Source organism: Streptomyces sp. NPDC058671, assembly GCF_042716475.1.
In the GTDB taxonomy this organism is placed as follows: Bacteria; Actinomycetota; Actinomycetes; order Streptomycetales; family Streptomycetaceae; genus Streptomyces.
The window spans coordinates 12,931-37,451 of sequence record NZ_JBHXSA010000026.1 but is presented as its reverse complement, the minus strand read 5'-3'; the positions used below and the strand labels follow the sequence as shown (position 1 = coordinate 37,451).

Genomic DNA, 24,521 nt, shown 5'->3' with positions numbered 1-24,521 from the left:
CGATTGCTCTGCCGGTTCCGACCGGTGACGGGAGCTCAGCTGTAGTCGAAGTGGGCCTGGCACCGGTCCATCTCCCGGTCGAACTCTTCGAGCCGGGCAAGGAGCGGGGCGAACGCCGTCTCTGCCTGGGCCGCGGTGATCTGGCCGGCGGCGATGGCGGCGAGGATCTCCAGTACAGCGGGGAGCTCGACGGCCGCGCCCCAGCCCGGCCTATCCGTGCGGTGCTTGGAGTAGACCGCGCCAACGGATCCGGCGACGCCGGGCAGGAGGAGGGAGCCGGCGGTGAGATCACGGGTGACGTCGTACGGCATCGGGTGGTTCTCCAAGCTGGTCGAATGAGACGGATCAGGCCGTTGCGCTCGGGCTGTCGCCAGAGGCAGAGCGCGAGCGGCGTGGATGGTGGCGCCAGCTGCCGCTCATACCCAGAAGGGACCGCCGCGCTGGGACAGAACGGTAGGGGCGGGGGTGGCCTCGAGGACGGCTTGCCGCCACAGGGTGCGGTTGCGGTAGGAGGCCTTGTCGATGTCCTGAGGGTTGTGGTGCCACTCGGCCAGGTGCTGGGCGACGGCGGCGAGGACAGGCGTGCCGCTGTCCGGTGTCTCCTGCGGTTTCGCCGCTGCATGGAGGGTGGCCACGGCGGCGCGGGCCGGGTAGTAGCTCAGCGGCACCGTAGGGTCCGCGGCGTCGATCCCCTGCCGGAGCGCAGTGATCGCCTCCTGGAAGTGCTCGTCGTCGTTTGTCAGGGGAAGGGGCAGCAGTGCTTCCAGGAGCAGGGTGGCCTCGGCTGTGTTCAGCGGAGTGGTGCTGCTGCCGCTGAAGGTGTGGTGGAAGACCCGCAGGAACACGTCGGTGAGACGGGGCGTGGCCCGCCGGTGATACAGGCAGTGGGTGCACAGCCAGGCCATGGGCAGGTACGGCTCCCGCGGGCGGGGCATCCGGCCGATGAGTCCACCGGCCTGCACCGGGGTGGCGCACAGGCTGCAGGAGGAGTCCATGGCGGCGTTCTTCGTGTGGACCGGCGCAGCCAGGCCGCCGGGCTCCGGCGGCGCGGGATGGGTGAAGGCGCGGTACGAGTCGGGGTCCTTCAGCCAGGCCCGGGCCTGGACGATGGCGTCACGCAGCTGTTCGTCGGTCGCCTCCGCACGCCTGGACACGCCCATCCAGTCGTTCAGCCGGATTTGGACGGCGGGGATCGGCTCGCCGGACATGCCCGACAGCGGCCCCACGCAGGTGGCGAGGAGTTTCCGGAGCTCGGGACCGTGCAGCGTGTCGGGATCCTCGTCGAAGGAGGAGTGGAGGTCGGCCGGCATGGACGACAGGTCATCGAGCCACCGCTCGGCGTTGGTGAGCGCGGCACCGAGCTGGGCCAGCGAGGCCCCTGCCCTCGTTTTCACCCCGATCGAATCGTTGATGATCGTGTTGATGCGGCGCCCATGGGTGCGCGTCGCGATGGACAGCTTCGTCACCATCGCGTTGAGCCGCTGCCTGGCCTGGCCCTCGGTGAGCAGGACAAGTGGTTCGCAGGTCCAGCACGGGACATCGGCCGCGGCCGCCGGCTGTTCGCCGCACTGTCCGCAGACGAATCCCGGGCAGGCCGAGCACAGCGTGCCGAAGGCCTTGCTCTCCTCGGGGGCGAGCGGGTGCCGCTGGTCCCGGCGCAGCTGCTGCGCGATCGGCCAGCACGCACCCAAGCAGTTCTCAGTGGCCGCCACGGCACCGGGTTGTCGGATCAGGGCCTCGCGCACGGTCGGCCACAGCGCGGTCGAGCAGGTGCCGGCCAGGGCCTCGTGCTGCCAGGTCTCGGCCTGCGCAGCCCGGTAGGCGGCCAGCAGACGCTCGTCGCCGCCGCTGGCGACCTTGCGGTGCTCGTGGCCGTCGAGGCAGTCGCAGCTCAGACGCTCGGCGTACCCGCAGAACTCGGCACCGAAAAGACCGCATTGAGGGCACATCGACCACTGATAGGGCGAGTCGCCGTAGGCGCTCATCCCGTTCTTCTCGTACAACCGCCAAGGCCCGTCCCACGCGGTCGGGCGCCCCCACGAGTCGACGCCCGGCACGTCGTCGGGGAAGAAGGGCCCCTCAGCCAGCAGCGTCATGCCGCGCCACTTCTTCGGAACTTCCACCGGCGGGCACCAGTCGGGCTCCTCGCCGCCCCTGTCCAGCCACTCGTCCTGCCCTTCGGCCGCCATCGCGAACCGGTCCCACCACACCGGGGCTTCCACCTCGGCCGCGAACCAGATCCGCTGCTCGGGCAGCCAGAACGCCGGCGTGCACGGTGATCCCTCGTCGTCGTGGAACGTCACCGGCTCGTACGCCCATGGCACCCGCAGATTGTCGAAGAACACCGACCAGCGCGCATGGAGCTCCGTCTGGAACTTCACCTTGATCACTTCGTACGCCACGGAACGCTCCCCACCGCCGCACCTGGGCTGCTTGCCTCACCCTCCACCCGGCGGCAGCGACACACCCGAACCCGTCACTGGAGCAGCCCAATCGCGTCCCTCCGCCGAGGTACGGGTTTCTCAGCACCATGACCCAGCCCGCAGGAGAGCCCTCCCGTTGAGTGCGGCGGAGAGGCGCATAGCGCCTGTCAACGCCGGATGAGCGGTGACACGTTCAGGCGGAGCCGACCACCTGGGAGTGAAGAAAGTGTCCGGCGCCACGAGCCAGGGGGCATTGTGGGCGCTCCCAGGCCGCATTCGGGAGGTACGTGTGAGCGACGGCAGCGACGACGCTGAGTTCGGACAGGGCAGCTTCGACCTGGGCATCGACCTCCTCCTCGGCATCGATCTCGACGGGCTCCGCCGCAAGCGGCTCTGCGATCTCCTGGAGAAGGGGCTCGCGATGCGTCAGGCGATCCGTCAGCGCCCCGCCCCTCAGCAGAAGGTGGCACGCGCCATCGGCCTGAACGAACTTCGGGACCTGGACGAGCACGACCTGCGCGAGGCGCTCCGGGTGCTCGACTCCTGGCTCCGGGAGCCCTCGGAAGAACCCGTGCAGGCCCGGCGCTCCCGGTTCGACAGGCCGACGGGCGTGGGACAACTGCCCGTCCCGCGGTGCGTGAAGAAGGCGCTGGTCGCCCAGGCCTGCGGACTGTGCGCAGACCCGATCAAGCCGGGTGACGAGATCGGGCGGATGCGGCCGTTGAAGAAGCCCCGCAACGGCGGGTTCCCCATGATGGGGTGGCTGTGCCGGCACTGCCTCTTCGACCGCCGCGAGACACCTAGGCGCCGAGATCTTCTGATCCGCTTCTTCCACCACCTGCTCAACACCTCGGCCGTGGGACTCAACGCGCGCGAGTGCGATCTCCTGCACACGTGGCTGACGAGCGGCACCACCCGGAGTTCGCAGGCCTGGCGAGACGATCCGCTGGACGCCACGCTGGTCCGGCTGGCCACCAGCGTCACCGAGGCCAAGCCCAACACCTGGATCGCGTTTCCCACCAGCGTGACCATGCTGAAGGCGCTGCAGACCGCAGAGACGGAAGGCCCCGATGCCCGCCTCCTCGCCGACGTCCTCCAACACGTGAAGGAGTGGGACACGAACCCTCAGGGTGTGGATCACGCTCGGTACGGGACAGGAGTCCGGTACCGGCAGCAGGTCCTCGCACGCACGACCCGGCCGACGTTCCTGTCCGACCTCGGCGGCCCCTTCTTCCTCCACACGGCACCCGACCCGGCCGACGAAGACACCGAGACGACGAGCACCGAACCCACCTGAGCCCGGGAGTTTGGGAGAGCTGCCAGAACGCCCGCCATGCCGCACGGCCGGAGCGGCCGGCGAAGAAGTCAACGCTCGAGACCGAGGAAGCCCAGCGACTATGCCGAAGAAGCGGAAGACGGACCGGACATCCTCCCTGCGGGCCCACCGACAGCCGTCGAGCGTGCTTCCGACCCCTGACCGGGACGAGGACTGGGAGGACCCTGAGGACTACGTCTCGGAGATCCTGCACCTGGATGCCACATACGCGACACCCGCGGACGCCGTGAAAGCGTTTCTGGACGGCGTCACCGTGGAGTGGATCGGCAGTGTAGACGGGGCGCGGATGCGGCACCAGGTTGTCCCGGGCAGCGACGGCGGAGGAGCGATCGAGCAGGCCATCTTCGTGGCCGGGCCGCTGGAACGAATGCTGGTCTGCGCCTGGCACCAGGCCGGCACCGAAGGGCAGGACCGGATGAGCGAGAACGTTCTGGCCGCCCTGGACCTTCTGCACTCGGCAATCCGGCCCGTCATCGAGGCAGAGGTACGCAAGTTCCGTCCCGACTACACCGCAGCGACCCTTGAAGCGTTCCGCGAGGCCCCGGAACCGCACGGCACCGGCATCCCCGTGTTCGGATGGCGGACCTTTCACGCCGTCGAACCGGACACCGCCTGGATGGAGGCCATCGACACAGCGGCCTGGAACAGCTCGGTCGTACTCGACAACTGGGACGGCGAATACGCCATTCCCGAGCTGGAACCTGTCCCACTCGCGAACCTGTTGCGCCAGCACTGCGTGCCCCTGGTGCTGTGTGCCGGATGCGGTGAGGCGATCACGAACCGGCACCCGCGCTGGACGGGAACATGGATGAGCCTGGACAGCGACGGTGGTGCGCTGTGCGCGCGCAGCCTCGAACCGCGCTCGGAACCGCCCCGATACCGGTCTCCGCAGTTCAGCTGGCTCACCGACGGGGAATTCGGAGACCCGCACCACCCTGCCGTCCACTCCTGAAAGACCGCGCGGTCTTGGCACTGAACGCAGTGTGGCTCAGACGGCTGCGTGGATACGGCTGTGCCTGCACTTCGCAACATCCCAGCCCGACCGCGGAGCTCGGCCAGTGCACCTATTCGAAACAGCTGTTCCCGGTAAGCCGCAGCGACTCTGTCTATCGGCACCCGCCCCCGGAGCCGACCGCTGCAAGGAGCACCTGCAGTACTGCCGGGCGATCAAGCTGGACGGCCAGATCTGCGACAATCCCTGCTGCTCAGTCCCTAAGAATCGTAAAAGTGTGCAGAGTTGTTGATAAGTCGGGAGTAGTCTCCTCCCTCGGCTCGTGCTGTCAGGCCGACCCTCGCTGCTCGCCTCCTGACCGGAACCCGCTAGGGCGATTCGGTGGACTGTGTCTTCGCTCGGGAGCTCGGCACCGGGCTGAACCTGTCGTCGGCGCCGTACAGAGCGACCAGGGGATAGCCGCCGGGTTACCTGATTCGGTGATCACATCGCCGCAGAGTCGCCAACCAGCGATACGGCAGGAGTTTTTCGTGTGCAGGCCTGCCGGGCGGAGAAGTGCCCATACAACCAGTGATCGATTAACTGTTCCCTATGTGGTGGTTGGCGGGTTACTGTCCCCCTCAAGCAAGGTCCCGCAAGGGGGGAGCACCACATGTACGTGGCCGAAACTGCAGGTCGTCCCGGGCGGCCGCCCGGTATCCGCGTCGACTCCGACGGGCTCACGCCCCGGCAGGTCGCGATCATCAGGTTCATCGAGCGTGAGGTCAGCCGCCAGGGCTACCCGCCTTCGATGCGAGAGATCGGCGCGGCGGTCAAGCTCAGCAGCACGTCCTCCGTCGCACACCAGCTCCTGGCCCTCGAACGCAAAGAGGTGCTCTACCGCGACCCGAACCGGCCGCGCGCCTACCGTGTTCGTGCCCGCTGGACCGAGGACTACCCCGAGGCGCCGACATCGGCCGACCCGGCCATGGCCGCTGTTCCACTGGTCGGCCGGATCGCAGCCGGCGCACCGATCCTTGCCGAGGAATCGATCGAGGACGTGTTTCCCTTGCCGCGGCAGCTGATCGGCGAGGGCCGGCTCTTCGCGTTGAAAGTGGTCGGCGACAGCATGATCGACGCGGCGATCTGCGACGGAGACATCGTCACCGTGAGGCAGGCCGATTCAGCGGACCACGGTGACATCGTCGCTGCCATGATCGACGGCGAAGCCACCGTGAAGCGCCTGCGTCGTGACGACGGCCGCGTATGGTTGATGCCCCACAACCCCGCGTATGATCCGATCCCGGGCGATAACGCGGTCATTCTCGGCAAAGTCGTCGCCGTCCTGCGCACGCTGTAGCCCGGCACAAAAGCAGTCCGCCTGGTCGACGTGCGAAGGACTCCCAGGCGGACTCCGCTCACCATGCTGCCCCGCTTCGGCCGAGACACTGTGAACGCGGCCGAACACTGAGCCGAACGAGCAGCCCCCGCCCGAGCGGCTCGACGGCCCTCGTGTCCCAGACTCCCAAGGGCCCGATCAGGTCGATGTGGTTCGTCACCGCCCTCGGCCCCCGTGGCCCCCGCGCACAAGCCACAGGAATGGATGGACCTCGCCACTCAGGTCATGGCCTATCGCATCACCTACGACGTCACCGACCAGGTCATCGCGCCCAGCCCGCGGCCCAGGGCGGCCTGCGGCGCGATCAGTGGCGCCGGAAGCTCTCCGCGGCCCTCAGCGGCTGGCAGTAGAGGACAGGACGGATGCCAAGGGGTTGGGCCTGCAGGCTGTGGGACGGTCGGGGCCCACGCTGTCCGACACTCGAGGGGTCGGGAGCGTCCGATCTCCCGTGACCCTGCCCGCACCGTCCCCGTGTAGCTCCAGGAGGCGGGCGGGGCTCCTCACACGATGGTGAGCCCCGCCCCGCCTCCTTCTCTTCTGCTGGTCAGGTGCGGTCGGCCGTGATGATGTGCAGGACGTCGTTGGCGAGCTGCTGCGGATGGGCCGTCTTCAAGGAGGTGCTCAGGGTCTTGTAGGCGCTGTAGACCGTGGAACCGTCGGACAGCTTCCGGCCGTCCGACTCCCTGGTGAGTGACCACTCCGAGTCGCCACGGTGGAAGTTGTACTCTTCGCCGTCGGCCAGCACCGTGACGTCGCAGCCGCACCCGAACCCGTCGTCGGAGTCTTCGTACGTGCCGTCCTCGTGACGCCGGGTCAGCGTCACCGCCTGGTCGTGCTGCTCGGCGAGCAGGTCCGCGACGGCCACCACGGTTTCGTGCACGTCAGCCGGCACCGGAGCCGAGCCGGGAGCGTCGTGGAGCGCGCGTACGGTGGTGGAAGCGTGCCGGGCGACCAGGCCGTGGATTTGCTCGGACACCGACCGCAGCGCTTCCAGGGCGTCGGTCAGGTTCGCCGGCTGTCCGGCGCCGGCCGGGGCGGGCAGCTCGGCCTCGCCGCGTTCGACGATCCGTCCGACCGCCTGTCCGAGCTCTTTCAGTGCGTCGGCGTTCTGCTGGAGCTGGACAAAGAACGCCGAGGCGACCGTCGCTGCGTCCTGCGGGGTGTAGAGAGACCACGGGCTCGACAGGGCCGCCACCACGGCCTCGGCGGTCTCCGTCGCCGCGCAGGCAATCTCCGCCGAGTCCCGGGGATCGCACATGCCGTACTCGACAGCGGTGCGCACCTCCGAGACGAGGTCGTTCGGTTCGTCGGCGGTCTGCTTGTACAGGGCGTCCCACGGGGTGCTGTCGTCGAAGTTGAGAAGCATGCCCAGATCCTTCCTTCACGCGGGTCTGTCCCCGACCGCGCACGAGGCGGAGCTGCGGGCAACAGTCGTGCGGGGCAGCCGCGTTCAGGGACGCTGCTCCCACATGACCCGGATGTGGAACCACTTGCACTCTGCTCTCTAGGCACGCCAGAATACAAAGACAAAAGAGTGGAGAGGGCGTTCATGCGGAAGATCGAGATCGACGACGAGGTGTTCGCTTACCTGCAGAGGCACAGCGAGCCCCTCGTGGACACACCTAACGACGTGCTGCGCCGCGAGCTCCTGGGCGAGGGGAAGAGCAGCGGGGGCGCCGACCCCAAGAGGGGGCTTGGCGGCCTGATGTTCCTCCTCGAGGCCGGCCTGATCGCGCCCGATGACCGGTTGATGCACCACCAGCCCCGACGTCAACGGACGCACGAAGCGAAGGTCACGGCCGACGGCTGGGTCGAGCTCCCGGACGGGCGCGCGTTCGCGCAGCCCTCCCCCGCCCTCAAGGCGCAGACCGGCAGCGACATCAACGGCTGGGGCCAGTACACCCACGTCGATACCGGCAAGACGCTTCATGAGCTCCGCGTCGACGCCAGGGCCAAGCAGAGCTGACCGCACGGCGGCCGGCAAGCCATCGCCTCAACCGATTCATGGAGGACACCTTCTGATGGACAGCAAGGCATACAGCGGTGGCCTGGCAGAGCTGCGCGGGCTGCGGGACGAGATCAAGCCCCTGCAGCGCGACCTCGCGAAGCTGCAGGCGGAACTGGCGAAGCTGGAGTCCCGCCGGGACCAGCGAATCGTGGCTCTGGGCGCGTTCGAGAAGGCCAAGGCGGACCGGATCGCCACGTCCGCGGGAGTCTCCGTGATCGACGTCGTGGCTCTCGTGCCCTCTCTCGGCCCGCAGGGGGCGCCCAGCGGTCCTGTGGACGCTCCGGCGGCCGGTCCCGCCGTTGATCTTTCGGAGCCGCAGGCGGCCGCACAGCCGATCAAGGAACAGGCCGGAACGCCGGCGCCTGACCTGCGACCCGCAGGCCAGCCGACCGGGCCCGTCGCCAAGACCGCCTCCGAGAAGGACTCCGACCCCTAGGCCGCTCCCGCCACCGTCGTGGCTTCGGCCGGTTCCTCCCCCACCACCGTGATGTCGCCCGCCGACAGGGAGGAGAGGACGCTGCCGTCGATCCCCGCGGGGCAGTCCGGAGACCGCTGGTTCCACGCGGAGCGTGACCTGGCGTCGAAGCGGCCGAACTTCAAGCAGGCCGCGCGCGGGATGGCCTTTCTCGACACCACGACCGGCGTCCTGGTGTGGCAGGGCGGCACCGTCCGCCTCAACCTCGGCCGGGCCTCAGTGGCAGAGATCCTCACCGCCGTCTACGCGGAGGCCCCGGCCACCGTCGAGCGGATCTACATCACCGCCGGTGACCCGTGGCACCAGGGCGCGGAGCGGCACGAGTTCCTGAAGGACGCCGTCGCTGCCTGGCTGAACGGACCGCTCCCGGAGGGCTGGACCGTGGAGGCCTCGCGCGGCCGGGACCGGCAGGCAGGCCACCTCGTCCACCCCCGCAACCCGGTCGGCCGCTGGCAGCGCGGAGACCAGCACACCGAAATCCGCTCGGTCGGCGAGTGGTTCGACCCTGAGGGCGCCGACCCGGCGACGGTGCGCGCCGCGTTCGTCGAGCTGTGGAAGGCGCTGCGGCCGCACTTTGAGGACGTCGTCCTCATGGGTTCACCGTCGCAGACCGGGCGGGACCTCTGGTCGCGGACCATCCCGACGAAGGCCGGCGCCCGCTGGGCGGACGGCTTCCCCGTCATGTCGCAGGAGATCCGCGGGCTGCTGCACGCCACCGCCGGGCAGGGTCGGACCGAGCTGATCACGCCGCCGCGCCTGCCGGAACGGGTGCCCGGCTGGTACGAGGTCGACCGGACCTTCGCGTACGCCAAGCACACCTGGTCGTCCGGTGTCGGCGTGCCCCAGCGGATCACCGCCGCCCGATTCGCGGCCATGACCGAGAAGGAGCAGACGAACGCGCTGTTCGCGCCGTCGCACTGGCAGGTGCGGGTGACGATCCCGAAGGACTGGAACCACGTCGGGCTCCTCCCTGCCCCGGCGCCCGGGGACCGGGCCTGGCACTACCCGTACGAGGGCGGCCGGACCTTCACCACCTGGGCGGGCGGCGCCGAGGTCAACCTCGCGCTCCGCAACCCGATCGCGCCGTGGCGGATCGAGATCCTCGACGGCCTGCTGTGGGAGTCCGGCGACCCGCTCAAGAGCTGGAGCACCAAGTTGCGCGAGACCTGGCAGTCCCTGCGGGCCGCCTCCGAACTCCACGGTGACGAGCAGCAGAAGCAGGCCTGCCGTCTGGCCTCCCGCGCAGTGCGCAGCATCCTGCTGTACGGCATCGGCACGTTCGCCCAGCGCCCCCGGATCACGACCGGCTCGCTGGAGCTGAACACCGGCGGCGAGGTGCCCGACCTGCCGGACGGTGCGCGGCTGACCGGCATCTCGGACACCCACGTCAGGTGGGAGCGCAACCAGGGGTTCGCGCGGGACCAGTACGCCCACCCGGAGTGGGCAGCGGGAGTGTGGTCGGCGGCCCGGGCGGCCCTGCTGTCGGTGAGTACCAGCTCGAAGGACCCGCAGACCGGCAAGCCTGTGAAGGCCGGCGCACTGCACCTTCCCGCAGGGAGCATCCTGGCCTTCCGGACTGACGCCATCTACACCTCGGCGCCGGTCGACTGGGAGTACGGCGGGGAGCCGGGCGACTACCTCCTGAAGGGCCGCATGCCCTGGGAGCAGACCACCCCGCGTACGGACGAAGAGTTCTACAACCTGCAAGGTCTCGGCCGCCAGGCCTACGAATCGGAGGGCATGTGAGCAGCACTGACGTGGCCTGGGGAGGCCAGTGGGAACACCCGGCTTGCGGTGCCTCGGGCGAGGCCACGTGGGAGGACGAGGACACCGTCCGCTCCGAGCACGACTGCGGCCGCGAGGGCGGGGTCGTGTGGAGCGCGGAGTGGCAGTGCCACGGTTGCGGCGACGGGGGCGACGACCAGTTCGAGGACGACAGCCCGGCGTACGCCGACCACGAATGTGGCGACGAGGACGAGGAGGCAGCAGCGTGACGCCGCGCAGGAGAAGGGCTGCGGGCGGGCGGGGCGCACAGCGCAACGAGGCCGCCCGGCTCACCTCGGAGCTGGAACGTGCCGGGTTCAGCCGGAAGCAGGTCGGCGAGATCCTTGGCCGCAACCCCTCGCTGGTCAGCCAGTTCTTCACCAAGAACAAGGGCGCATCGATGGTGGAAGCGCTGCGGGCCGTGGTCCAAGAGGTGCAGGCCGGCGGCCCGCGGAACATCGCGAGCCTCAAGGCCCTGGCCGCCGGGCACATCCAGCCGCGCCTGAACCGCGAGGGCTACAAGGCCCGCGTCCGCGGGAAGACGCGTCTACGGGCGGAGAAGACGGTCAAGGATGCCAAGGGCAAGGCGGTCATCGGCTCCGACGGAAAGCCGGTCAAGACCTGGTCCTCATCCCTGGCCAAGGCCGGCAAGCAGCACATCGCCTCCGGTGCCAGTCGGCTGCGGCCCGTGGTGGAAGACGCGGCTGCCAGCGGCGGGAAGATCGCCTTCACGGTCCGGGCCCGTAGGGGGTCCTTCAAACACGATGCCGGCCGCCTGGCCGACTCCCCCGGCGTCCGACGTAACGTCGTCCAGCGCCGCGATGGAACCGAGGAGCGGGCCTACGCCGACAACCGCGGCGGCCCGGGCTCGGGCGCGGAAGGGTTCGACGGCGCCGAGTTCAAGGCCTGGGTCGACGCGGCTGGCGGTGACGTCACGGCCGCCGTGCAGAAGTGGCTGGTCGACAACGACCGGATCGAGCCCGGTACGGCGATCGTGAGCCTGGAGATTCGTGCCTGGAAGCCCTAGCTAGGGTGGCCGCATGGCGAAGTGGCGCGACGGGAGCGGGCAGTTGCGGAGCGGCCCGGTGGAGGTCGAGCTGGAGGTGGCCGCCTCCTACCGGGCCCGGACACGGGGGCTGCTCGGGCGGGATGGGATCGAGGGGGCGCTGCTGCTCACTCCAGCCGGCAGCGTGCACACCTTCCGCATGCGGTTCGCCATCGACGTCGCCTTCCTGGACCGGCGTCACCGCGTCATCGCGATGACCACCATGCCTCCCAACCGCCTGGGCCTCCCGCGCTTCCGCTCCCGCCATGTCCTGGAGGCCGAGGCCGGCGCCATGGCCGCCTGGGGCCTGCGCGTTGGGAGCGTGCTGGAGCTACAGCAGGGTCCTGCACGGGTGGACACCCCCTAGCCAGGTGTAGAGGTGTGGCGGCCCGGCCGTTGCCCGGGGCCCTTCCACCCACAAGTATGCATTCTCTTGAAATGCATTTAAAAAGAATGCATACTTGTGGTGGCGGTGCACTCGCATCGCCCAGACCACCCGAGACCGGCATGACCAACGGACTCCTGGACTACCCCAACTCCCCCGCGAGCCTGACGAAACGGAGCAGCCGATGACCGACCACCCGCCTCCCTTCGACGCCGCCTACATCAACGCCCCACACGTCCAGAAGGAGACCGAGGAGCTCATGCGCCTGCGACGCGCGGGCCGGATCAGCGACCGGGACTGGCTGCTGCGCCACGCGGCCCTCACCGACCGGCAGACCCTGGGCACCGACCCCGCCGACGGCAAGGCGCAGACCGCGCTCCGGACGAGCGTCGACAAGCTCATCGCCTTCGACACCGCGAACGGCACGACGGCCGGCCCTCTCGCCACCGACCACCCCGCCCGGGCGGCCGACCCCCGCGGCTACGTCCGCCAGGAATACGCGATTTGGGCCACTGGGAACCTGCGGCCGTGACCGCCGGAAACATCCCGACCATCAGGTGCGACTACACCGGCACGACCAGGGCCGGTGGCGACGCCGCGTGCGACCGCGAATGGTTCGCTCCGGTCCCGATGCCCCACCACCGGGCCCTCCGCGCCTGGCTACGCGCCCGCGGATGGCGCAGGCTGCGCGACGGCCGCGACCTCTGCCCCGACCACGCCCACCGCGCCTCCACCCCGACCGCCCCGCGGCCCCAGGGCCCGGACCCCGAGAGCAAGGCGAGCCCATGACCGACACTCGCACCGCTCCCCCGCTGCGTCCCCACCAGAGCGAGGCCCTGGCCCGCGCGGTCGAAGAACTCACCCCCCGCTCCCCCACCGAGCCCGCGGCCACCGGCCTGCGCACGCAGGTCATCATGGCCACGGGCAGCGGCAAGACCCTCGTCGCCGTACGCGCTGCCGAACAGGTCGGCGGCGAGCGCGTCCTGGTCCTGGTCCCCTCCCTGGACCTCCTGGACCAGACGGCCCGCGCCTGGCGGGACGGCGGCCGCACCGGCGCCTTCGTCGGTGTCTCCTCCCTCGACTCCCACGAGACCGGCTTTCCGCACACCACCGACCCACACACCCTGGTACGGCTCACCGCCGGGCACGAGAGCGTCACCGTCTTCGCTACGTACGCCTCCCTCGGCAACGGGATCCTGGAGACCGCCCACGAGGCCGGCCTGCCCCCCTGGGACCTGATCGTGGTGGACGAGGCGCACCGCACCAGCGGCCGGGCTGGCAAGCCCTGGGCCATCGTCCACGACAACGCCCGCATTCCGGCCGCCGCGCGCCTCTACATGACCGCCACCCCCCGCATCTGGACCGCAGGCGACGGCGACGTCGAGGGCGGTGAAGAGCTCGTCGCCTCCATGACCGATGACCCTGACGGCCCGTTCGGCCGCGTCGCCTACCGCCTGCCGTTGGACGCCGCGATCGAGGCCGGAATCGTCGCGCCGTACCAGGTCGTGGTCGTGGACGTACAGGACCACCAGCTCAATGCCGCGATGCTGGCCGCCGGCCAGGACTCCGACACCGTCCGAGGCCTGCGCCTCGGCGCCCTGCAGGCAGCAACCCTCAAGGCCGCCGAGGAGGAGGGACTGCGCCGCGTGCTCTCCTTCCACCAGCGGGTGTCCGAGGCCGAGGCCTTCGCCGTCGGCCTGCCCGGAAAAGCCCGCGCTCTCCGCCGCCAGGACGGCGAACCCGAGCCCCCTGAGGACACCGGCGTCTGGGCGCAGTGGCTGCACGGCGACCACAAGCCGGCCCACCGGCGCAACGTCCTCACCCAGTTCGCCGCCGGCCTGACCGACAGCGGACAGGACGCGCGGCTCTCCCTCATCGCCAGCGTGAAGGTCCTCGGCGAGGGCGTCGACACCCGGGAGTGCGAGGGCGTGTTCTTCTGCGACGTCCGCGGCTCGATGCCGGACCTGGTCCAGGCCGTCGGCCGCGCCCTGCGGATGCACCCCGGCGAGGGCAAGATGGCCACCCTCCTGGTGCCAGCCTTCCTCGCCACCGGCGAGACCACGGCGTCGATGCTCACCTCACCCGCGTACGCGGGCCTGGCCAAGCTCCTCGCCGCGCTCCGCGCACACGACGCCCGCATCGAGCAGCTCACCAACCCGGGCAACCCGAGCCCCGCACGCACCGACACCCCTGGCTCGGGGCCCGCCGACTGCGAAGGAGCCCCGGAGGACGAGCAGGCCTCGGTGAGCGGCCGGGCCCGCGAACTCCTGCGGTTCTCGAAGCCCCGCGACGCCCACCAGCTGGCGAGCTTCGTCCAGCTGCGAGTCCTCAACCCCGAGCGAGTCCAGTGGCGCAGCGGCCTTCAGGCCGCCCAGCGCTACCGCGCCGAGCAGGACGAACTTCGCGTCCCCTACGGCTTCCGGACCCCCGCCGACTGGTCCCCCGCCGGCTTCCCTCTCGGTGTCTGGATCGCCGATTGCCGCCGCCACTACAAGGCCGGCGCCCTCGCATGCGACAGGATCGTGCAGCTGGAGAAGCTCGGAATGATCTGAGCCTCTTCGACGCCCGCTTCGACGGCGGGCTCGCCGCGGCCGCCGCCTGGGCCGCCGAATCCGGCGTCGGTCTGGCCGCACCCGTGGATGCGGAGCTCGACGGGTACCCCGTAGGCCGCTGGCTCAAGAACCAGCGCGCGGCCGCCCGCAGGACGAGAGCGCCGCTCGCACCCGAGCGCCGCACCGCCCTCGCGGAGATCGACCCGGACTGGTGCCCCGAGTGGAGCATCGACTGGCAGAGGGCCTTCCGCCTCGCCCACCGACACGTGAGCGCCGGCGGTGCGCTCCCGAAGGACACTGGCATCCTCGTCGAGGACGGAGAGGACCTCGGCCGCTGGGCCGCCGCGCAGCGCCAGGGATTCGGCAAGCTGTCGGAGGAGCAGCAGGCGATGCTCGCCACGGTCGGCATCACGCAGGCCCCCGCCGCTGCCAGGCGGACCCGCGGGGAGATGTGGGCGCACAACCTGCGGGCGGCCGCCCAGTACCACGACCGCGTTGGGAACCTCGACGTACCGCGCAGTCACACCGAGGAGGTCGACGGCGCGGTCGTTCGGCTCGGGGCGTGGATCAGCCAGCAGCGGGTGAAGGCCGGGAAGTTGTCGGTCCAGCGGGTCGAGGAACTGTCGGCTCTGGGCATGCGCTGGTCGTAAAGGAGAACAGCGCCCGGCCGTCACGCGCGCGGGCGTAGAGAGTGGGCGGTCTCCCTCATCGGGCAGGCCGCCCACTCTCAGCTTGTACTCCCCACAGGGGAGCTTGTGGCTTCGCGTGCCCCTCTGAAGGGCTCAACCCGCCAATTCGCGCATATTCACAGAAAGTCGACGCCAAGAATGGGCCCTCCAGTCGCCGAACTCGGCGCGCCCGGTATGGATCGACCTGCGATCACCTGACAGGCCCGCAGGCGGCCTCTCGTGGCCTTGTCGGCCACTGAGCCGCCCCCCAGTTACTGAAAATGGGGGACTTGGGTGGCGAAGCGGCCGCAGTGACGGGGCCTGCCCACCCCGAGGCGGCCGCGTGCACCACGGACGCCTCCGGTGGGCAAGCCTCCACCTTCGCCCCTTCGGGGACTGGGCAAGCCTTCGGGCAAGCCGCCCCGAGGAAGGTGGGTGACGCTTCACGCTTCCCACCATCCGGTGGGAGGCGGCCGCTCACCCGCCAGCCCTTCGTGGCCGGTGGTCGCGACGACCTGCTTCAGGAAGGCCCGTGCATGCCCGGACGTCGAAACCCGACCCGCACCCCTGCCCGGCGACGGCCACAACGAGGACGCCGACCCGTACACCGTCGCAGAGGAGGGGCTGATACCGCCGGCCTCCTCGCGGCCGCCGTGTTCGTGCCCGTCCTCATCCCGCAGGCCCGGCAATGGCTCCAGCTCCACGGCGGCAGCATCGCCACTGTCACCGTCGCGGTCCTGGCCGCTGGAGCACTGACGCTGCTGCTCGCGAAGACCGCGCGGTGCGGCGCCTCCGCGTGGGCCGCCCGGCGCAGGCGACCGGAGGGTTGGGCATCCGCTTCCTGGACGGCCTGCATCACAGTCAGTTCGAGGAAGCCGTACGGGACCTGATGCGCCGCGACGGGGCCCACGACGCCGTCCGGGTAGGTGGCGCCGGCGACAACGGCGCCGACGTCAAGGGGACGGACCCGGCAGGTCGCCGCTGGGTCCTTCAGTGCAAGCATCGGCGCGACGGTGCAGCCGGCGCCGCGGTTGGCAGTCCGGACCTTCACGTACTCAACGGGACGGGTCGCCCCGTCCACGGCGGGGATGTCGTAGTCCTCGTCACCAATGGGCGGTTCACTCGCCCGGCGCGGGAGTTTGCCCGAAGCCAGCAGCTGCACCTGGTGGACCGAGCCGTGCTGAGTGAGTGGGCCAGTGGCACCTCTCCCCTGTGGGAGCTCCTCCCTCACCTACCAGCGCCTCGAAGGAATCGTCGACACAATCCGCGGGTGCCGAGCGATCCCTCACACGAACGGTACTAAGGTAGCGTCATGACTGCTCCCTACAGCCCTGACGATCGGGAAAAGGTAGTCGCCAAGCTGCCGACCGATCTGCGACGCGAACTCAAGGTGCGCGCCGCGGAATTGAGTGAAGACATCCAGGACGCCGTGACCGCCGGCGTCACCTCCTGGATCAAGCTGAAGAGCCACCCCACAGTCGACACCAGCGGCGGGGCCTCCTTCTCGACCTACCTCCCGGCCGGACTGTACGAGAAGCTGAAGGCCGCCAGCTCGTCGCGCAACATCTCCTACAACCAGGGGATGGCCCAGTCGATCCGTCACTGGCTGGACACCCACCCCTCGTCCCATCCGGCTCCCCGCACCACAGGAGCGCGACGGCTTGTCTTCGGCAATCAGAAGGGCGGGGTGGGCAAGACCTCCGTGTCCGCCGGCGTCGCCCAGGCCCTGGCCGAGATGGGCGCGAAAGTCCTGCTGATCGACTTCGACCCGCAGGGCCACCTGACGAAGCAGCTCGGTTACACCATGCTGCAGATCGACGCCCCCAGTCTCGCCAAGCACATGCTCGGCGACACCGAAGGTGACCTGAGGGAACTCTTCGTCCCGATAAAGGGCGGCGACTTCGAGGAGCAGCTGTGGCTGCTCCCGGCCTGCAAGGACGCCTTCCTCCTGGACGCCAAGCTGGCCACCACCCGCGCCGTGCGTATCAAGGAGATCGCGCTGGAGCGAGTGTTGAACCAGGTCGAGGAGGACTTCGACTTCATCATCATCGACTGTCCCCCGAGCCTCGGGTACACGATGGACACCGCCCTGTACTACGGCCGGACCCGCGAAGGAGAAGAGGCCGGCCAGTCCGGTCTCGTCGTCCCGGTCCAGGCCGAGGACACCTCTGGCGACGCATACGACATGCTCGCCGACCAGGTGGACGACCTCTGCGAAGACCTGAAGGTTGAAATCGACGTCATCGGATTCGTCGTCAACCTCTACGACGCACGCAATGGATTCATCGCCACCTCCTCCCTTGAGTCCTGGCAGAACATGGACGAGCCCGTCCTCGGCGTCGTGCCGGAACTGAAGGAGCAGCGCGAAGCGGTTCGCCGCAAGGAACCCTTGCTCGCCTACGAGCCAAACTGCGAGCAGGCCCAGATCATGCGCAAGATCGCAAGGAGGATCAAGGGATGAGCATCGCCGACAAGGTCGGGCAGAGCTCCTCGTTCAATGGTCGGTCGCGGCGCAGCGACCGCGGGCGGGCTAAGGCGATCACCGAGGGAACGATCCCTTCCTACGAACTGATCCGGCTCGACCTGGCCAAGGTCTCCCCCACGCCCTTGAACCCGCGCCGGAACTTCGGCACGAAGGAGGAGATGACCCGGTTCGGCGAAGAACTGCGCCAGGTGCAGCTCGCCGCCTGTGTCGCTGTGAGCCGCGAGGCATACCTGAGGCAGTGGCCCTCGCACGAGGATGTAATCGGCGCCGACTGCGAGCATGTGCTGCTCAACGGAGAACGCCGCTACCGCAGCGCTCTGCACGTGGGTATCGAGCAGCTCGACTTCGTGATCCGCGACGACCTGGCCTCCTCGAGGGAGGAGTTCGTCAACCATCTGCTCGCGGAGAACCTCGAGCGCGAGGACTTCGACGTGATCGAGCGGGCTCGCGGCGTCGAGCAGCTGGTCGATGTGTGTGTAGAGAACGAGGGCGAGCGAGGAGCCCGCAGCCGTGCCGCAGAACGCCTGGGCAAGGACCGCTCCTGGGTGACCAACCAGCTGGCTCTGCTGACGCTACCGGTCCCTCTTCAGGAGCAGCTCAGCTCGGGGACAGTGTCCGAACGGGATGGCCGTTTCCTGGCCCGGCACCTCAATAAGAACCCGGGGCTGGACACTGCGGCTCTGCTGGAGCACCTCGCGTCCACCAAGGAGGCCGCGAGCCGGCAGCGCGAAAATCAGCAGCAACTGATCGACGCCGGCCGTCAGGCCCTGGAGCGGAACAACGCCGAAAGTTTGTTGTCCGCGGACAACGAACCCTCCCCCGCCGCCCCCTCTCCGGCCGGTACAGAAGAAGACGGGACGGCCAAGGACTCGTTGTTGTCCGCGGACAACGACCTCCACCTCCCCCCGGCTCCCACCTCCGCGCCGACAGAGAACGAGGCACCTGCCGGAGCTTTGTTGTCCGCGGACAACAAACCGGCAGCGCCGTCAGATCCTGAGGTGACGAGCCAGACACCCGCAGGAAGCGGCCTGCCAGAACCTTCCGTGCCATCGCAAGCTACGAGTCTGGACGACGCCGAGTCTCGCGACCCCTCTCCGGTCACAGCCAAGGACGCAGCCCTGATCGTGCTCGAAAGGCACACGCGAGACGCGGCCAAGCTTGCTGCGCGACTGCAGAACATCACCGCCCTTCATCGCGAGGCCGCTGAAGTGGACCGCGAGGCCGCCGACAAGATGCTCACCGCCATTCGCGAGCAGATCGAACAGGCCCTGGGTCAGTTCCCCTCCGATGTGGCAGGACTCTGAGTACCTGCTGCAGCTGAGCCCTCGCGCCGCCACCGACGGTTGTTGTCCGCGGACAACAACCGTCCTACGGACGATGAGCGCTCTTCCCGGTCCCCTCAAGTGCAAAAGACACCCTGTGCCGACCGATGTCGAGCAGGTCGGCACAGGCCGTCCCCTGCCATCCGGGGGACGTGAGCCGAACTTCCCGCCTTACCTGGTGATCCAGAGACTTGACGAAGCATGGCGTACTTCGTCGAACCAGTTACCCGGGTGACTGACCGTGAAAGTGTGAACCAAGTTGCTGCAGATACAGGGGAGGCGGGCATGACGACAGGCACCTCACCAATCCTGCTGACCCGCACGCACAGGATCCTCATCGGGATCATCATCGCGGGTGCCGTGGTGATCGCCGGCATCGGGTTCGCAGGGTCATACACCGCCGTTCGCGAGCTCGCGGAGAAGAAGGGATTCGGCGCCTTCTCCCTGGTCTTCCCTATCGGCGTGGACGCGGGCATCTGCGTGCTCCTCGCCCTGGATCTCCTGCTGACGTGGCTACGGATCCCTTTCCCGCTGCTACGGCAGACGGCGTGGCTTCTGACCGCGGCGACGATCGCCTTCAACGGTGCAGCCGCTTGGCCCGACCCGCTCGGCGTGGGCATGCACGCGGTCATCCCTGTTCTGTTCGTGGTCACAGTGGAGGCCGCCCGACACGCAGTCGGCCGGATCGCGGACATCACCGCCGACCGGCACATGGAAGGCGTCCGCCTCACACGCTGGCTGCTCTCACCGATCCCGACGTTGAAGCTGTGGCGCCGCATGAAGCTGTGGGAGCTGCGTTCGTACGAGCAGGTCATCCAGCTGGAGCAGGAGCGGATGATCTACCAAGCCCGGCTGCACGCCCGGTTCGGGCGGAACTGGCGGCGGAAGGCTCCGGTAGAGGCCCTGATGCCGCTGCGCCTGGCGCGGATCGGCGTCCCTCTCGCGCAGACCGCTGCCGCGGGCCTCACAGCAGCCGGTCTAAGTCCGGTCCTGCTCTCTCACCCCGAGCCCGATCCTGTATCCGTACGCGAACCTGAGGCTGAGCCGGAGCTGCTGGCTGTGGCGCCCGAGGTTACCGAACTGCCTTCGACCGCTCAGCCCCCCGGCGCGGACGCCCCCGCTACAGAAGCGGAATTGCCGGCCGAGCTCGCGGACACGACTCGCGACGCCTGGAGCGCGGCGCCCGAGCCCGCCCTCGTCGACCTGGCCCAGGCCGCAGAGGACTTCGTGGCGCGGTACGGCACGGTCCCGTCTGCGGAGCATTTCGGGACGTACCTCGCGTACGAATACGCTCTGACCGACCAGGACACTGGGAACCTCCTGCCCGACGACCTGCTGGAACCGGTGCTCGCCGAGCTCCGGGCAGCAGAGCTCAAAGCGGGGGCGCACGCGGCCTCTGTACCGGCAGCCGAGGAGTCGGTGACCGATGTTCCGGCTGCCCCGGCGCCGACGAACGAGGAGCAGCCGGCCGACGCGGAAGAGCCGCAAGCCTTCATCGGGGAACACAGCGATATCCGCAGCCTGTCGGAGCTGTCGGTCGAGCCTGCACCACTGCCCGCCGGAGCGATTCCCACGCCGACGGCCTCAGTGACCGATGCCGGCCCATCTACCTCCGCGGGCCGTTCCTTCGAGCAGCCCGTCCTCGCGGCGCCGACAGGCGCGGACGGACAGGACTGGGTGGCCGACGTGACCGCGTCTCGTGAGGCAACCGCGCGAGTACCCCGGCAGCAGGCCGATGAGGAGCCGGCCGAGGCGGCCCCGATCCAGCGGGAGATCGAGCTGGTGGCCTCCTGGCTCATGGAGGCCGAAGAGTCCGGGAAGCGGCTGTCGGGAGCTGAGGTTGCCCGGCGACTGGAGGTCTCACCCAAGACCGGTCAGCGTCGCGTGCTTGATGCTCAGAAGTACCTGGAGGCGCAGCGCCGGCAGCAGGGCCGGGCACACCTCCGCTCCGTCGGCAGCAGCTGACCAACGTTCCGGTTAGCGCTCGGTGACCGGCACCAGCCACTGGCACCGACCGGACCGACAGCCGTTCGGACGTGACCGATCCGAGCGTGGCCGACCCCGTGACCGAGGAACGGACCCGCCCCATGCGGGGCCCGTGACCGATGGCCAAACCCGCTCGTGACCGATACCGGGCCCAGTGACCGGTGACCGATCCGGGCCCCATCGGTCACCGGTCATGACCGGTCCGCGGCCATCGGTCATCCATCCCGCACCGCTTGCACACCCTCCTCATGGGCAAGCCTTGCCGCCGAAATCCTGGGGCTTGCCCACCCCCAGGGGTGGCTTGCCCAGAGTTGCATGGACCGGTCACAAGGGGGCTTGCCCAGCCCACGTCAGGCTTGCCCAATCGGTCACGGGGGGCTTGCCCAGGTTGAGGGCAAGCCCCCCATCTGCGCTTTTAGGGCTGCGGGCAAGCCTTCGGGCAAGCCGGCCTGAGGAGTGTGTACGGCACGAGATCCGAAAGGAGACGTGCCGTGCACGACGCTTCGCACCGCGCCACCGGCGGCGGGTACTTCGACCGGCTGGATGCCGACTGGGCCGCTCTGTGCGCGGACCCCACCCTCCGCCAGGCGGTGACCGACTGGGTGACCGATGGCCACCTCGTCGACGACATCGCGGCCGTGACCGATTCCTGGGCTGGCTCCCTGACGCCCGAGCAGCTCATTGCCGCGCTCCGTCCGACCGGCGGCGTGACCGATGCGCTGACCGATGCCGTCCTGCGTGCCCTCCTCCAGCGCGCCGCTGGCCGTGACCGATCGGCCGTCCTCGCCGGCCGCGTCATCGTCCAGGCGATGCTCCCCGCCGCCGTCCGCATCACCCGCGGACAGGTCCGTGCCACCGGCGGCCGCACCCGCGACGCCGTCGGTCACGTGACCGTGACCGCTCTCTACGAAGTCGCACGCTCCGGCCGCATCCATCTCCGCCCCGGCCGGCCCGCCGCCAACCTGGCGCTCGACACCCTGCGCCAGGTCCTGGCCGAGCTCGCCGCCGAGCAGGGCCCGGTGGGGGAGGACCTCGCGGCTGCGGAGCAGATCGCCGACCGTTCGCCGGGCCCGTACGAGATCGCCCGCGCCCGCATCGTGCGCGCGGCCGCTATGGAAGCCGGCCTCCACGCGGGCCCGGCCGAAGACGCCGCGACCGCCCCGGCTCGGCTGGAGCTCCTGGAGCTCCTCCTCGACGCGATGCGCGACGGCGCGCTGTCCACCGCGGACGCGCAGGCACTGGCCTGGCACCACATCAGCGGCGGCATCCCGGACGCCGAGGCCGCCGCCCGCGCCGGGTGCACGGACGGCGCCTGGCAGCGCCGGCGCTCGCGGGCCAGGGCCCGCCTCGCGGCTTCCCTCCGGCCCCAGGCCGCGGCATGAACCGGACCCCCGCCCCGGCCACCGTCCGCTCCCCCCTTTGGAGATGCGTCTTGACCACACCCGCCGCCTCGACGTCGCTGGACGCCGATGAGGAGCGCGTCACCCGCGCCCAGCGTCTGCTCATCCACCTTGGCGCCGCCCTCGTCGCCCACCCCTTCGACACCGGCACCCACGACAAGCTCCGCGCCTTCCTCGACGAGGATGCCGAGCCCGTTCTCGCCTCGCTCGCCGCGCTGAGCCGCCGACCCGAAGCGGAACTCCGCAACCGGATCGCGGAGCTGGCCGGCCACACCCTGCGCGCGGTGGGAGGCACGGCATGAGCCCCGCCCCCACCGGCCGTCGGCAGCCTGCCCCATCAGCCGACCCGCACACGCCGGCCGTCCGTGAAGCCGAGGCCGAGCAGGAGGCCGGATGGGTCGGCGGCTGGTCGACCGGCGCCCAGGCCAACTCCACTGCGTTGCTGCGCTGGCTCGTCTGGGCCCTGATCGCGCTCGGCCCGCTGCTGGGCACGCTCGCCTACCTCTCGGTCCCCACGACGTCCGCGACCCGGGCATCGAAGACCGCACCGTCCACACCGGCCGCGAGCGGCGGACAGGGCGCGGCGGGCTTCGCGAGCCTCTTCCTCGCCGCTTATCTGTCCGCCGGGCGCGGCGACGAGCCCGAGCTCGCCGCCTACTACCCGCCGGCCGGCAACCTCCAGCTCGACGGCGTCTCCAACGGGCGCCGGGGCGAGCAGCTGACCGTCGTCCGGCTCCGCCAGATCGACACCTCGGTCTGGTCGGTCACAGTCGCAGCCCGCGTCACTGGTGCGACGCCTTCGGCCACGCCGCCCATGCAACCGGGCGTCTCCGCAAGCCCTGCGACCACGACCGGCGCGCTGCGCTACTTCCAGGTGCCCGTGGCCACGGCGCCCGGCGGCGGGGGAGCGACCGCGTACACCGCGCTCGCGCTGCCGGCTGAAGTTGCCGCACCCGAGAGGGCCACGACCCCCGAGCTGGTCTACGGCGCGATGCACCCGGCGCTGCCCACCGACCCGCGGACCCAGGCCGTCACCAGCTTCCTGACCGCCTACCTCACGAAGGCCGGCGCCGAGCTCGACCGCTACCTGGCCCCCGGCACCCGCCTGACCGCGCCGTCCCCGGCGCCGTATGCGGGCATCGCGGTGGACCAGTTCGCCGCCGAGGGCGAGTCCGGCGGCGAGCTGGTCGTCTCCGTCCCCGGCGACGGGACCACCCTGCGCCTGCTCGTCACCCTCCGGGCCACCGGCCGGGACGGGGTGCGCCTCCCGCTCACCTACGCCCTCACCCTCAAGGCCCGCGCCGGCCGCTGGGAGATCGCCAGCCTCGACGGCGCCCCCGCCCTCACCCCGCCGCCTCCGGACCCGGTCGCCTCCGGCACACCGGGTCCGGCCACCACCCCCACCTCCTAGAAGGAGCACGAGCATGCCTGGCACCATCACGCTGGCCGCAGGCTGGATCCAGACCGGCACCGGCCTCGGCAACGACATCAAGAGCCTGATCTTCAACGTGGCCATCCCGGTCCTGTGCGGGATCTTCGTGATCGTCGTCGGTTGGAAGACCAAGGCGCCCGGCCCGACGATCATGGCCGTCATCTTCGCCGGCATCGTCTGGGGCCTGTCCTCGAACATGGGCGCGCTCAAGGACAAGACCACCGAGGACATCACCAACTACAACAGCGGCAACAGCCTGTCCCGGATGGACCAGTGAGCGCACACGGCGCCGAGAGCGAGCTGGACGTCGAGCTCATCGGCCGCTGCTACACCAAGGCGCGGCGCGCGCCCCTGGTCCACGGCGTGATCCGGGACGTCAACGGCGGCCGGGGGATCCGGCTGCCCGGCGGCCCCTACACCCTGACCCAGCTCGCCGGGATCGTCGGCACCGTGGCCGCCCTGATCCTGACCCGCCCGCTGTGGGGCGGCCACGGCTGGCTCGACGTTGCCGCCCTCCTGGTCCTGCCCGCCGTGGTCGCGTTCGTACTGCGCCACCTGCACATCGACGGCCGCAACCCCGCGGCCGCCCTGCTGAGCATCGTCCTGATGCTGGCTGCGCCACGGCGCGGCCAGCTCCGCGGCCGCACCTACCGGCCGGCCCGGCCCACCCGCGGCGACACCCGCATCCACCTGCCCAGCGGCGAACAGGCCGCCGAAGCCACCGTCCCGGCGACGCCTGCCGCCGCCGAACCTGAGCCCCTGCCGAAACAGATCCGGCCCTGGCCCGCGAGGCCCGTCGCCGAGCCGCCGGCACCCGCCAGGCCTTCGGCGCCCGCCGCGCCAGTGGCCTCGGGGGTGCAGGCCCTCCTCGCCCGCCGAGCCCCCACGACCCGCACCTGACTGGAGAACT

General features: G+C 70.0%; 26 protein-coding genes. 23 read left to right on the top strand and 3 right to left on the bottom strand.

The window, feature by feature from the left end:
• Positions 1-35: 35 nt before the first annotated feature.
• Complete coding sequence (locus ACFWV2_RS27375; RefSeq protein ID WP_384408777.1) at positions 36-311, bottom strand: hypothetical protein; 276 nt, start codon at positions 309-311, stop codon at positions 36-38.
• A gap of 105 nt (positions 312-416) precedes the next feature.
• Positions 417-2,402, bottom strand: a complete 1,986-nt coding sequence (locus ACFWV2_RS27370; protein ID WP_384408775.1) for a hypothetical protein — start codon at positions 2,400-2,402, stop codon at positions 417-419.
• A gap of 310 nt (positions 2,403-2,712) precedes the next feature.
• Here ACFWV2_RS27370 and ACFWV2_RS27365 point away from each other — a divergent pair, with 310 nt between their 5' ends.
• From ACFWV2_RS27365 to lexA, 3 genes are all read left to right on the top strand, one after another.
• Positions 2,713-3,720, top strand: coding sequence for a hypothetical protein (locus ACFWV2_RS27365; protein WP_384408773.1), 1,008 nt, complete (start codon positions 2,713-2,715; stop codon positions 3,718-3,720).
• A gap of 100 nt (positions 3,721-3,820) precedes the next feature.
• Complete coding sequence (locus ACFWV2_RS27360; RefSeq protein ID WP_384408771.1) at positions 3,821-4,711, top strand: hypothetical protein; 891 nt, start codon at positions 3,821-3,823, stop codon at positions 4,709-4,711.
• Between the two features lie 652 nt (positions 4,712-5,363).
• A complete protein-coding gene (gene lexA, locus ACFWV2_RS27355; protein WP_384408769.1) occupies positions 5,364-6,050 on the top strand; it encodes a transcriptional repressor LexA in 687 nt (228 codons plus the stop codon).
• A gap of 583 nt (positions 6,051-6,633) precedes the next feature.
• On the opposite strand, the gene ACFWV2_RS27350 is transcribed toward lexA, so the two are convergent.
• A complete protein-coding gene (locus ACFWV2_RS27350) occupies positions 6,634-7,455 on the bottom strand; it encodes a hypothetical protein (protein ID WP_384408767.1) in 822 nt (273 codons plus the stop codon).
• A gap of 183 nt (positions 7,456-7,638) precedes the next feature.
• Here ACFWV2_RS27350 and ACFWV2_RS27345 point away from each other — a divergent pair, with 183 nt between their 5' ends.
• From ACFWV2_RS27345 to ACFWV2_RS27250, 20 genes are all read left to right on the top strand, one after another.
• Positions 7,639-8,055, top strand: a complete 417-nt coding sequence (locus ACFWV2_RS27345) for a hypothetical protein (protein ID WP_384408765.1) — start codon at positions 7,639-7,641, stop codon at positions 8,053-8,055.
• 55 nt (positions 8,056-8,110) lie between these two features.
• Complete coding sequence (locus tag ACFWV2_RS27340; RefSeq protein ID WP_384408763.1) at positions 8,111-8,533, top strand: hypothetical protein; 423 nt, start codon at positions 8,111-8,113, stop codon at positions 8,531-8,533.
• Between the two features lie 18 nt (positions 8,534-8,551).
• Entirely contained in the window at positions 8,552-10,318 is a 1,767-nt protein-coding gene (locus ACFWV2_RS27335) for a Mucin-19 (protein ID WP_384408761.1), read from the top strand.
• Positions 10,315-10,566, top strand: coding sequence for a hypothetical protein (locus ACFWV2_RS27330; protein WP_384408759.1), 252 nt, complete (start codon positions 10,315-10,317; stop codon positions 10,564-10,566). The genes ACFWV2_RS27335 and ACFWV2_RS27330 overlap by 4 nt, the downstream gene beginning before the upstream one ends.
• Entirely contained in the window at positions 10,563-11,363 is an 801-nt protein-coding gene (locus ACFWV2_RS27325; protein WP_384408757.1) for a hypothetical protein, read from the top strand. The genes ACFWV2_RS27330 and ACFWV2_RS27325 overlap by 4 nt, the downstream gene beginning before the upstream one ends.
• Positions 11,364-11,376: 13 nt before the next feature.
• A complete protein-coding gene (locus ACFWV2_RS27320; RefSeq protein WP_384408755.1) occupies positions 11,377-11,748 on the top strand; it encodes a DUF192 domain-containing protein in 372 nt (123 codons plus the stop codon).
• A 202-nt stretch (positions 11,749-11,950) separates the two neighbouring features.
• Entirely contained in the window at positions 11,951-12,298 is a 348-nt protein-coding gene (locus ACFWV2_RS27315) for a hypothetical protein (protein WP_384408753.1), read from the top strand.
• A complete protein-coding gene (locus ACFWV2_RS27310; protein ID WP_384408751.1) occupies positions 12,295-12,555 on the top strand; it encodes a hypothetical protein in 261 nt (86 codons plus the stop codon). The genes ACFWV2_RS27315 and ACFWV2_RS27310 overlap by 4 nt, the downstream gene beginning before the upstream one ends.
• Complete coding sequence (locus ACFWV2_RS27305; RefSeq protein WP_384408749.1) at positions 12,552-14,318, top strand: DEAD/DEAH box helicase family protein; 1,767 nt, start codon at positions 12,552-12,554, stop codon at positions 14,316-14,318. The genes ACFWV2_RS27310 and ACFWV2_RS27305 overlap by 4 nt, the downstream gene beginning before the upstream one ends.
• Positions 14,276-14,968: a helicase associated domain-containing protein gene (locus ACFWV2_RS27300; RefSeq protein WP_384408747.1), complete on the top strand. Its 693-nt coding sequence runs from the start codon at positions 14,276-14,278 to the stop codon at positions 14,966-14,968. The genes ACFWV2_RS27305 and ACFWV2_RS27300 overlap by 43 nt, the downstream gene beginning before the upstream one ends.
• 671 nt (positions 14,969-15,639) lie before the next feature.
• Positions 15,640-15,876, top strand: coding sequence for a hypothetical protein (locus ACFWV2_RS27295; RefSeq protein WP_384408935.1), 237 nt, complete (start codon positions 15,640-15,642; stop codon positions 15,874-15,876).
• Positions 15,876-16,289: a restriction endonuclease gene (locus ACFWV2_RS27290; RefSeq protein ID WP_384408933.1), complete on the top strand. Its 414-nt coding sequence runs from the start codon at positions 15,876-15,878 to the stop codon at positions 16,287-16,289. The genes ACFWV2_RS27295 and ACFWV2_RS27290 overlap by 1 nt, the downstream gene beginning before the upstream one ends.
• A 9-nt stretch (positions 16,290-16,298) precedes the next feature.
• Positions 16,299-17,447 carry a ParA family protein gene (locus ACFWV2_RS27285; protein ID WP_384408745.1) on the top strand — a complete coding sequence of 383 codons (1,149 nt, stop codon included), beginning with the start codon at positions 16,299-16,301 and terminating at the stop codon, positions 17,445-17,447.
• On the top strand, positions 17,444-18,775 hold the full coding sequence (locus ACFWV2_RS27280) for a plasmid partitioning protein (RefSeq protein WP_384408743.1): 1,332 nt from the start codon (positions 17,444-17,446) through the stop codon (positions 18,773-18,775). The genes ACFWV2_RS27285 and ACFWV2_RS27280 overlap by 4 nt, the downstream gene beginning before the upstream one ends.
• Positions 18,776-19,078: 303 nt before the next feature.
• Complete coding sequence (locus ACFWV2_RS27275) at positions 19,079-20,758, top strand: DUF2637 domain-containing protein (protein WP_384408741.1); 1,680 nt, start codon at positions 19,079-19,081, stop codon at positions 20,756-20,758.
• Between the two features lie 512 nt (positions 20,759-21,270).
• Positions 21,271-22,161, top strand: coding sequence for a hypothetical protein (locus ACFWV2_RS27270; RefSeq protein ID WP_384408739.1), 891 nt, complete (start codon positions 21,271-21,273; stop codon positions 22,159-22,161).
• A gap of 50 nt (positions 22,162-22,211) precedes the next feature.
• Positions 22,212-22,481, top strand: a complete 270-nt coding sequence (locus ACFWV2_RS27265; RefSeq protein ID WP_384408737.1) for a hypothetical protein — start codon at positions 22,212-22,214, stop codon at positions 22,479-22,481.
• Positions 22,478-23,590 carry a conjugal transfer protein gene (locus ACFWV2_RS27260; protein WP_384408735.1) on the top strand — a complete coding sequence of 371 codons (1,113 nt, stop codon included), beginning with the start codon at positions 22,478-22,480 and terminating at the stop codon, positions 23,588-23,590. Before ACFWV2_RS27265 ends, ACFWV2_RS27260 begins: the two co-directional genes overlap by 4 nt.
• A 13-nt stretch (positions 23,591-23,603) precedes the next feature.
• Complete coding sequence (locus tag ACFWV2_RS27255) at positions 23,604-23,888, top strand: hypothetical protein (protein WP_384408733.1); 285 nt, start codon at positions 23,604-23,606, stop codon at positions 23,886-23,888.
• Complete coding sequence (locus ACFWV2_RS27250) at positions 23,885-24,511, top strand: hypothetical protein (RefSeq protein WP_384408731.1); 627 nt, start codon at positions 23,885-23,887, stop codon at positions 24,509-24,511. Before ACFWV2_RS27255 ends, ACFWV2_RS27250 begins: the two co-directional genes overlap by 4 nt.
• Positions 24,512-24,521: the final 10 nt, after the last annotated feature.

Coding starts and splice junctions, on each gene's coding strand:
- ACFWV2_RS27320 (WP_384408755.1), top strand. CDS start 11,377: ATGGCGAAGTGGCGCGACGGGAGCGGGCAGTTGCGGAGCGGCCCGGTG.
- ACFWV2_RS27255 (WP_384408733.1), top strand. CDS start 23,604: ATGCCTGGCACCATCACGCTGGCCGCAGGCTGGATCCAGACCGGCACC.
- ACFWV2_RS27315 (WP_384408753.1), top strand. CDS start 11,951: ATGACCGACCACCCGCCTCCCTTCGACGCCGCCTACATCAACGCCCCA.
- ACFWV2_RS27260 (WP_384408735.1), top strand. CDS start 22,478: ATGAGCCCCGCCCCCACCGGCCGTCGGCAGCCTGCCCCATCAGCCGAC.
- lexA (WP_384408769.1), top strand. CDS start 5,364: ATGTACGTGGCCGAAACTGCAGGTCGTCCCGGGCGGCCGCCCGGTATC.
- ACFWV2_RS27305 (WP_384408749.1), top strand. CDS start 12,552: ATGACCGACACTCGCACCGCTCCCCCGCTGCGTCCCCACCAGAGCGAG.
- ACFWV2_RS27375 (WP_384408777.1), bottom strand. CDS start 311: ATGCCGTACGACGTCACCCGTGATCTCACCGCCGGCTCCCTCCTCCTG.
- ACFWV2_RS27290 (WP_384408933.1), top strand. CDS start 15,876: ATGCGCCGCGACGGGGCCCACGACGCCGTCCGGGTAGGTGGCGCCGGC.
- ACFWV2_RS27350 (WP_384408767.1), bottom strand. CDS start 7,455: ATGCTTCTCAACTTCGACGACAGCACCCCGTGGGACGCCCTGTACAAG.
- ACFWV2_RS27275 (WP_384408741.1), top strand. CDS start 19,079: ATGACGACAGGCACCTCACCAATCCTGCTGACCCGCACGCACAGGATC.
- ACFWV2_RS27280 (WP_384408743.1), top strand. CDS start 17,444: ATGAGCATCGCCGACAAGGTCGGGCAGAGCTCCTCGTTCAATGGTCGG.
- ACFWV2_RS27285 (WP_384408745.1), top strand. CDS start 16,299: ATGACTGCTCCCTACAGCCCTGACGATCGGGAAAAGGTAGTCGCCAAG.
- ACFWV2_RS27360 (WP_384408771.1), top strand. CDS start 3,821: ATGCCGAAGAAGCGGAAGACGGACCGGACATCCTCCCTGCGGGCCCAC.
- ACFWV2_RS27300 (WP_384408747.1), top strand. CDS start 14,276: ATGCGACAGGATCGTGCAGCTGGAGAAGCTCGGAATGATCTGAGCCTC.
- ACFWV2_RS27345 (WP_384408765.1), top strand. CDS start 7,639: ATGCGGAAGATCGAGATCGACGACGAGGTGTTCGCTTACCTGCAGAGG.
- ACFWV2_RS27340 (WP_384408763.1), top strand. CDS start 8,111: ATGGACAGCAAGGCATACAGCGGTGGCCTGGCAGAGCTGCGCGGGCTG.